Source organism: Amycolatopsis sp. NPDC023774 (assembly GCF_040639695.1).
Classification (GTDB): domain Bacteria; phylum Actinomycetota; class Actinomycetes; order Mycobacteriales; family Pseudonocardiaceae; genus Amycolatopsis.
Genome location: NZ_JBFAAJ010000075.1, coordinates 1 through 7,536 on the forward strand (window position 1 = coordinate 1; position 7,536 = coordinate 7,536).

The window sequence follows — 7,536 nt, forward strand, 5'->3', positions numbered from 1 at the left end:
CGCACCCGGACGGGGACGGCGCCGAGCAGGAACGACCAGATCCTGCCGCCGTGGGCGAGGAAGAAGATCAGGCAGAACACCATCAGCAGGAACTCGGTGACCAGTTCGCCGACTGTGACGGCGGTGGACAGCGCACCGGAGGCGATGGCCGACTGGTTCTCGCTCAGTGTGGTGGTCAGCTGGGCGAGCATTCCGTCGATCTGGCCCTGGCTCACGTGCAGAGGCCCGGCGCGCAACCACGTGCGCAACTCGTCCACGGTGCGCACGACCTGATCGATCAGTTCGGGCATTCCCGCGGTGACGGTGATGACCACGAAGGTGAGCACACCGCCCACCACGGCAAGCCCGCCGATCAGCACCACTGCGGTGGCCAGCCCGCGAGGTACCTTCTTTCTGGTTAACCACGATACCGTCGGCGCGAGCAGCCCGGCGAATAGCAGCGCCACCGCGACCGGTACCAGCACCGCGGCCAATTTCACCGCGACGTACCCGATCAGCGCCAGGCCGCCGGCGACGACCAGCAGCCGGCCGAAGAAGGCGGCCCCGACCCGCAGCCCGTAGGGCACCGCCGCACGAACCTCCTCAGCGCTGCGCACACCGTGCTGAGCCCGGGGTTCATTGCTGTTCATGGCGCATCAGACCTTCCACCGGCCCGGTCGTCCGGGGCACATTCCGGGCGGCTCAGCGTGCGTGCCGGACACGATGGACGTCGACCCAAGCCGGCCACTGTACCTGCGGACCCAGTCATCCCGGGGAGGTACCCGATGTTGACCGTCACCGAACACGAGCAGCAGCGGCGAGCGCCCGAAGGCGGTCGAAGAGGGCTGCACCGAGTTCGCCGATTTCACCTGCGCCGTGAGCCGACATTCCGCGAACGCCGCCACCCCGACAGGACTCTGCTCGGGAAGGGGAATCCGACGAGTTTGGTGTTCGGACCATGCGGGTATTCGCTGGTCATGTCGCGCGAGCTGACTCCCGGCTGGCCGCATCGCATCCGGCTCGCCGAACGAACAGTCACGCCCGAGGTTCTCACATGACCAGAACGGATGACGACATACCGCGCTGACGGACCCGGACCGCGGGCCCTGCGCCAAGTCGGCGCGCAAGAAGACCACGCCGACGACGTTCGATTGGGCCTGGAAATTGCCCCCAGGAGTTGTTCTCAAACTGAGAATTACCAACATGGTCATTATCTGGCGTTGCTGAAGCGCTGTAACAGCCAGCATTTACGCCCCGGACCCTGGTGATTCGCTTTTCAACGAGGATCCGAAGTGCTCCATGAAGGGATAGATCGATGAATACCGGGTTCAACGTCCTGCAGAGTCTGCAGAGCGCATTCACCACGTTCGTGAGTTACCTGCCCCAGTTGATCGGCGCGCTGATCGTGCTGCTGATCGGTTTCCTCATCGCGAAGCTGCTCGACAAAGCGATCACCAAGGGCCTTCAGAAGGCCAAGGTCGACGACAGGCTGAAGTCCGGCGGAGGCGCCGGCTACGTCGAGAAGCTCTCGCCGCAGGGCAGCCCGTCGAAGCTCGTCGGCATGGTCGTCTTCTGGGTGATCATGCTGTTTGTCATTTCCTCGGCCATCGGGACCCTGGGGATCCCGGCGTTGACCGGGTTTATGGACCGGGTGCTGAGCTACCTGCCCAATATCCTCGCGGCGCTGCTGATCTTCCTTGTCGCTGCGGCGGTCGCCGGAGCGGTCGGCGGGCTGGTGCACCGCACCATGGGCGACAGCCCGACGGGGAGGATCGTCCGGACCCTGGTGCCGGCCGTGATCATGGGGATTGCCGTTTTCATGATCCTGACTCAGCTGGGGATCTCGCCGGTGATCGTCACGATCACCTACGTCGCGCTGGTCGGCTCGGCCGCACTGGCCGCGGCGCTGGCGTTCGGCCTTGGCGGGCGCGACGCCGCTGCTGACGTGGTCGATTCCGGTTACCAGAAGGCCCGGGAACAGCGCGGTACGGTCGCGGCCGATCTGGCGACCGGCAAGCAGCGCGCCGGCCAGCACGCCGCCACCGCCAAGCAGAAGGCCGAGGCTAAGGTCGGCGACCAGGGGCCGAGCACACCTCCCGCCCAGTCCCCGCCGGTCCAAACTCCGCGACCGCCCACCACCGAGGACGCGCACCGGCCGTGACACCGGGTGCATCCGTGTCTCCCGCCCAGTCGCATCGCCGCGGGAGACACGGCTCACCCGGTTCCCCCGGATTGCCGTCCCGAGGGCGGAAACGACCCATCACCGACGTCCACCGGGGTCAGGCGACGAGCGGAGCGCGTGCGGCCGGCTCCCGAAACCGTGACGGACCACTCCGGTGGATCGACGAGGTCAAGTCGATCCACCGGGCGGCATCCGCGGGCGCAGATGGTCTGGCGCTACGCCTCCGCCCGTGAACTTGCCGTGCCGCGGGGAGTAAAGACGAAACGAAGGCGCCCGCCATGAGCACGAACCCCATCGGGCGCCCACCGCGGGCGCGTCGACGTCGGCACCAAGGCCCCCGCCAACACCGGGCGTGTCACTCCTCCCGCCAGATTTCGAACACACCACCCTTCGCCGACTCGCCGACGCCTTGTGCGATGTAGGAGGAAGGCTGCCCGTGCCGCACGGAAGTGCTGGACCGGCAGCGGGACCGCCTTGGTGGGATCAAGTGGGGCGCGGCATTCTTCGGGTGGCTCACCGCCGTCGGCACGGTACTGATCCTGACCGCGCTCGCCGCTGCAGCCGGGACCGCGTTCGGCCTGGCCACACTCCTGGCGACGCGGGCAGGCCGTCGACCAGGGGAATCAAGCCGCCAGGACCCCGCCGCCGTCCGGACCGCCACCGTCGTCTCCGCGACCGTGGTGCTGGTCAACGTCCTGATCGGCTACTACTGGGGCGGTTACGTCGCCGGACGGATGGCCCGGTTCAACGGGGGCAAGCAAGGTAGCGCGGTGTGGCTGTGGTCGATCGATCATCGTTGCGATCCTGGCCGCGGTCGACGGCAGGCAGCTCAATATCTTGGCTCGCCTCAACGGACTGCCCCGGCTCCCGATCAACGAAGGCACCCTGACCATTGTCGGGATCATCGCCGCGCTCGTGGCCATGGCAGCCGCGCTCATCGGGGCCATTCTCGGCGCTACCACCGCAACCGCGATCGGCTGGTCACCCGGCGCTGGCTGGCGGCGGACGCGAACCGAGCGCTGGCCGACGCTGAAATCACGATTGGGATCCTGCGCAGGCTCATCGAGCGCGGTCTGTGGTCTCCCTGCTCGACCTCGAATGCGATCCACACATGTCACCCAAACGTCCGTAGTCACCTGCAGCCGAGCAAGGGGGCTTGAATTGATGTGCTGCCGCCGACGGCGTGGTGATGCCGCAGGCTTGTGCTCGCCCGAACCGGACCAGGCTACCGCGTGAATCGCCGCAGTCGGCTGCGCGGCACAAGGCCGCCGCGTGATCGCCTGCGCCGGCTCGGCGATGCGGGAACAAATACCGCCACCGCCGCGTTCTACTCAATGGTCGTAGTTTTTGGTGTGTTTGTGTTCTGCACGCTCGCGGAGAACGTTGGCGCGGGCGTCTTCCTTCTTTTCTTGCAGGTCAAGCCGGAGAAGTTGCCGTCTGAAGACCCGGCCCTGGAGAAGGCGGTCCGCCACTCCGGTACAGCACTAGCACCTGCAAGGGAGCAAATCATGACTCAGGGAACCGTGAAGTGGTTCAACGCGGAGAAGGGCTTCGGCTTCATCTCCACCGACGATGGCGGCCCGGACGTCTTCGTCCACTATTCCGAGATCGAAGGCCCGGGTTTCCGCAGCCTCGAGGAGAACCAGCATGTCGAATTCGAGCTGACCCAGGGCCACAAGGGCCCGCAGGCCAGCACTGTGCGGGCGCTCTGACAGCCTGTTCACGTGCAGGTCGCCCGGCACCCGGTGCCGGACGACCCTCGTGTTTAAGCCACCGTCCGACAATGAATCTCATCCGTGAATCGCCCCGGCCCTCGGCGAGCGCCCCCTGCCTCCGGAGTACGTGACGATGACCAACCCCACGATGGAACGTCCGGGCACCCGCGCCCGGCCCGAACCGATGCTCGCGGGTGAAAAGACCGCCACCGAGACCTTTCTGGTGAAACTGTTCGCCGTGGTGCCCCTGCTGGCGGTTGCCGCGGCTGTTCCGCTCGCCTGGGGCTGGGGACTGAGCTTGCTCGACCTGGCTCTGGCGGTCGGCTTCTACTTCCTCACCGGTTTCGGAGTGACGATCGGTTTCCACCGGTACTTCACCCACGGTGCCTTCAAGGCCGATCGTGGCCTGCGCATCGCGCTTGCGGTCGCCGGCAGCATGGCCATGCAGGGCCCTGTGATCGGCTGGGTGGCCGATCACCGACGCCACCACGCCTACGCCGACCGTGACGGCGACCCGCACTCACCCTGGCGCTTCGGCACCACGCCCGCCGCACTGGCCAAGGGTTTCTGGCACGCGCACATGGGCTGGCTGTTCCATCGTGAACAGACCAACGCCAGACGCTTCGCCCCGGACCTTCTCGCCGACACCGACATCGCGAGGGTGAACCGCCTGTTCCCCGTCCTGACGGTCGCGACGCTGCTGGCGCCGGCTGCACTGGGTGGGCTGCTGACCCTGTCGTGGTGGGGCGCGCTCACCGCGTTCTTCTGGGCTGGCTTGGTCCGCGTCGCAGTGCTGCACCACGTGACGTGGTCAGTGAACTCGCTGTGCCACATGATCGGCGACCGACCCTTTGCCGCCCGCGACAAGTCCGCGAACTTCTGGCCACTGGCCATCGCCTCGATGGGCGAGTCCTGGCACAACTCCCACCACGCCGACCCCACCTGCGCCCGCCACGGCGTCCGCCGTGGACAGCTGGACATGTCCGCCAGGATCATCCGCTGGTTCGAACAGTTCGGCTGGGCCACCGACGTCCGCTGGCCCCGGCAGGAGCGACTCGTCCGCAAACTCAACGCAGGCCGAACCGCGTCACCGCGACGCGGCCGGGAAAGCGGACTGCTCCCGGACGAGCCACTCCCGCGCACGCCGCAGTTCTAGAAGCCACTGGTCACGCCACGACATCTCGCGCGGGGTCCGGGGCCGGGACCGGCTGTCGCGGCGTAGCCGGTAATCGTCTCTTCGACGGTGTTAACCGCAGTCTCCCAGCCGACCAATGGCACGTCGTTGATCTCGCGGACGCGCGCACACCGCCACTCCGTCGAGGTCGGGCAATTCGAGATTGAGACGATCACGTCAGCACCGGTCGGCGAGGTGGCTGGCTGCGCAGAGAGGTGCAGCGAAGGCCGGGTGATCCGGCGCCGCAGCGTCAGCCGAGAACGGCGCGCGCATCCCGCCGTTCACCGAGGCGAGCCGAGCACGGGTCACGCTCGTCGCGGAGCTGGCCGAGCTCACCGACCTTGCCGCGGGATTCGTCCCCATCATCGGCCACGCCCTCAACGCCAATGGAACCGCCCCGCCGACCGCGTCGACCGTCGCTGAGGTCGCTGGCCTCGTCTATCGCACCAGCACGGCACTGACGTCACGATGACCTGGCAACTCACCCACGACCGGGCCTGATGGTATTGATTGGACGGCGAGGACAGCGCAACGCAGCCGCCCGAGCACCCGAGCTTGCCGCGGCCGCCGTGGCATCGCCGGGTGAGCCACGCGACACGCACCGATGGTTCTTGGCGCGGGCATTACCGTGGGCGGATGTTGAGCGGTTGGTTCGAGCAGCGGGCGCGGCGGTTTTTGACGGATCTGGTCGATCGGTGGGGGACGACGGGGATGGCCGCAGTGGCCGCGGTTCCAGCTCTGACCGCGGTGGTGGATCAGGATGCCGCGGCGGTGCGCGACATCCTCGTGCTCGGGTGGAGGGTTCAGCGTCGGTGGCCGCGACGGTGCTGCTGCCCTCCTGCGCTCGCGGGCTGATCGAGCAGGACACGGGTCGCACCTGGTCGCCGGTCGCTGACCTGGCGGGCTGGGCCGCGGCGTCGTGGGTTGAGCCGCGGTTGCTGGCGGTGTGCCGGCTTGCCCGCGCACATCGCTCTGGCCCGCTTGCTGACGATCAAGCCGGCCTGTCCTCGCCGACCTGAGCGGCTTCGCCGGATCCCGGCCGCGGACCCGGCGAAGCCGCCCCGTGGCGATCAGGGCCGAGTGTGGGGCGGAGCGATGACGTCTTATGTGGATCGGGCGTGGGCCGGGCCGGTGCCGCGTGCAGGCACTGCGGTGGCGGCCGGCGTGGGGAATGCCCCGCCCGCGAAATCTCGTCGTCGGCGCGGTCGAGCCACCGCTGCCAGCGCTACTGCATCGGCTTGATCAACCCGCCGCCGGCGCCCACGACGGCGATCCCGCCGGGCCAGCACGGTGACGAGGACCGGCGTGGTGACGGTGGTGGCGATTCCGATCTGGTTGACCGCGGCGACGATGCCCAGGCCCCAGACGAACACCGAGGCGATCGTCGCCAGCACCTTGCTGTAGGACACTCCGGACAGCACTCCGGAAATGAGGTCCTTCACGCGCGGGCGATGGCGGCAGCCACCACAATGATGATGATGATGATGATGATGATCGCGACGGCCGCGCGCAGCAGCCAGGCCACGACCGCGGTCGGCAGCGCCGACACCGGGTTCGGTCCCCACACCCCGAACGCGATCTCCAGTGTGATCAGCAGCAGCGCGGAGTACAGCAGCCTCGAGATCAGGTTGGAGGCATCGAACTTCGACCGATCCAGCATCGTCTTGATCCCACCGCGCTCGACCAGGCGGTCGGACCCGACCCGGTGCAGCAGCTTGTCGACCAGCTTCGCGATCGCTGTCGAAATCAGCCACCTGATGATGAGGATGAGCAGAAACGCGACCAGTTTCGGCACGAACGTCGCGACGGTGCTCCAGGCGTCGGAAATCCCGCGCCGGACATCAATGGCGGCCAGCCAGTAGGTGGAAATCGCGTTTTCTCCATGCACACATCATGGGTGCCTCCGACGGCCACCCACGTGGGCTCCCGACTACCCCTCGACGCGCGCTATCGCGCAGTTCCAGTGACTTTCAAAGAGGATCCTGCGGAGCCAGCCGGGAATTCACGCGACGGTAAGAGACGGCCCCGCCCGCCCTGTTTTAGAGCGGGCGGGGTCTGAATCCGAAATTTTCTCGCGCAAGCGAGTGCGGACCTCAACCGCGCGGGGGGTTCTCGGGCAGGCCACCGGTGTCGATGTGTTCCTCGCGCACCTCGGCGGAGACTGTCTCGGTCTCGGTGACCTCGTCCTTGGCCAGGCGCACCCGTTCGACCGGCACGGCCTCGGTCTCCACGACCGGCCGCTCCGCGTGCAGCGTCATCTCGTGCTCTTCCTCGGAGATGGCCGGCCCGTCGAGGGCAGCTGCGGCGTTGGCCTCGGTGATGGGCTCGCGCTCGACGCGGACCTCCTCGTGCGTCACCGGGACCGAGACCTGCTGGGTCTCGGTGACGACGTACTTGCGCAGCGCCGCCCGGCCGGTCTGTTCCCGCTGCGTGCCCACCCGCAGCCGTTCCTCCGAACGCGTCATCGCGTCGTCGGTGGTGGGGCC

Annotated in this window: 9 protein-coding genes; 5 read left to right on the forward strand and 4 right to left on the reverse strand. The window is 67.6% G+C overall.

The features are described from left to right. Positions 1–629: AI-2E family transporter (locus AB0F91_RS46445; RefSeq protein WP_360608818.1), on the reverse strand; the 629-nt coding region annotated here is incomplete at its 3' end. 665 nt (positions 630–1,294) lie between these two features. On the opposite strand from AB0F91_RS46445, the gene AB0F91_RS46450 reads away from it, so the two are divergent. The 5 genes from AB0F91_RS46450 to AB0F91_RS46470 all read left to right on the forward strand — a co-directional run bounded on the left by AB0F91_RS46450 (position 1,295) and on the right by AB0F91_RS46470 (position 6,069). Then, positions 1,295–2,140 (forward strand): hypothetical protein, encoded by an 846-nt coding sequence (locus tag AB0F91_RS46450; protein WP_360608820.1) that lies wholly within the window; start codon positions 1,295–1,297, stop codon positions 2,138–2,140. A 470-nt stretch (positions 2,141–2,610) separates the two neighbouring features. Beyond that, positions 2,611–3,321 carry a hypothetical protein gene (locus tag AB0F91_RS46455; RefSeq protein WP_360608822.1) on the forward strand — a complete coding sequence of 237 codons (711 nt, stop codon included), beginning with the start codon at positions 2,611–2,613 and terminating at the stop codon, positions 3,319–3,321. 348 nt (positions 3,322–3,669) lie between these two features. Then, the gene (locus tag AB0F91_RS46460) at positions 3,670–3,873 is read left to right on the forward strand and encodes a cold-shock protein (RefSeq protein ID WP_360608834.1); all 204 of its coding nucleotides are present in this window, start codon (positions 3,670–3,672) and stop codon (positions 3,871–3,873) included. Positions 3,874–4,009: 136 nt separating this feature from the next. Beyond that, complete coding sequence (locus AB0F91_RS46465; protein WP_360608824.1) at positions 4,010–5,032, forward strand: acyl-CoA desaturase; 1,023 nt, start codon at positions 4,010–4,012, stop codon at positions 5,030–5,032. A gap of 518 nt (positions 5,033–5,550) precedes the next feature. Beyond that, entirely contained in the window at positions 5,551–6,069 is a 519-nt protein-coding gene (locus tag AB0F91_RS46470) for a DUF6401 family natural product biosynthesis protein (protein WP_360608826.1), read from the forward strand. Between the two features lie 84 nt (positions 6,070–6,153). On the opposite strand, the gene AB0F91_RS46475 is transcribed toward AB0F91_RS46470, so the two are convergent. The 3 genes from AB0F91_RS46475 to AB0F91_RS46485 all read right to left on the reverse strand — a co-directional run. After that, positions 6,154–6,492, reverse strand: coding sequence for a hypothetical protein (locus AB0F91_RS46475; RefSeq protein ID WP_360608828.1), 339 nt, complete (start codon positions 6,490–6,492; stop codon positions 6,154–6,156). After that, the gene (locus AB0F91_RS46480) at positions 6,489–6,938 is read right to left on the reverse strand and encodes a hypothetical protein (RefSeq protein WP_360608830.1); all 450 of its coding nucleotides are present in this window, start codon (positions 6,936–6,938) and stop codon (positions 6,489–6,491) included. The genes AB0F91_RS46475 and AB0F91_RS46480 overlap by 4 nt, the downstream gene beginning before the upstream one ends. A 205-nt stretch (positions 6,939–7,143) precedes the next feature. Beyond that, a partial coding sequence (locus tag AB0F91_RS46485; protein ID WP_360608832.1) for a YsnF/AvaK domain-containing protein occupies positions 7,144–7,536 on the reverse strand: 393 nt, incomplete at its 5' end.

Coding starts and splice junctions, on each gene's coding strand:
- AB0F91_RS46450 (WP_360608820.1), top strand. CDS start 1,295: ATGAATACCGGGTTCAACGTCCTGCAGAGTCTGCAGAGCGCATTCACC.
- AB0F91_RS46460 (WP_360608834.1), top strand. CDS start 3,670: ATGACTCAGGGAACCGTGAAGTGGTTCAACGCGGAGAAGGGCTTCGGC.
- AB0F91_RS46465 (WP_360608824.1), top strand. CDS start 4,010: ATGACCAACCCCACGATGGAACGTCCGGGCACCCGCGCCCGGCCCGAA.
- AB0F91_RS46470 (WP_360608826.1), top strand. CDS start 5,551: ATGGTATTGATTGGACGGCGAGGACAGCGCAACGCAGCCGCCCGAGCA.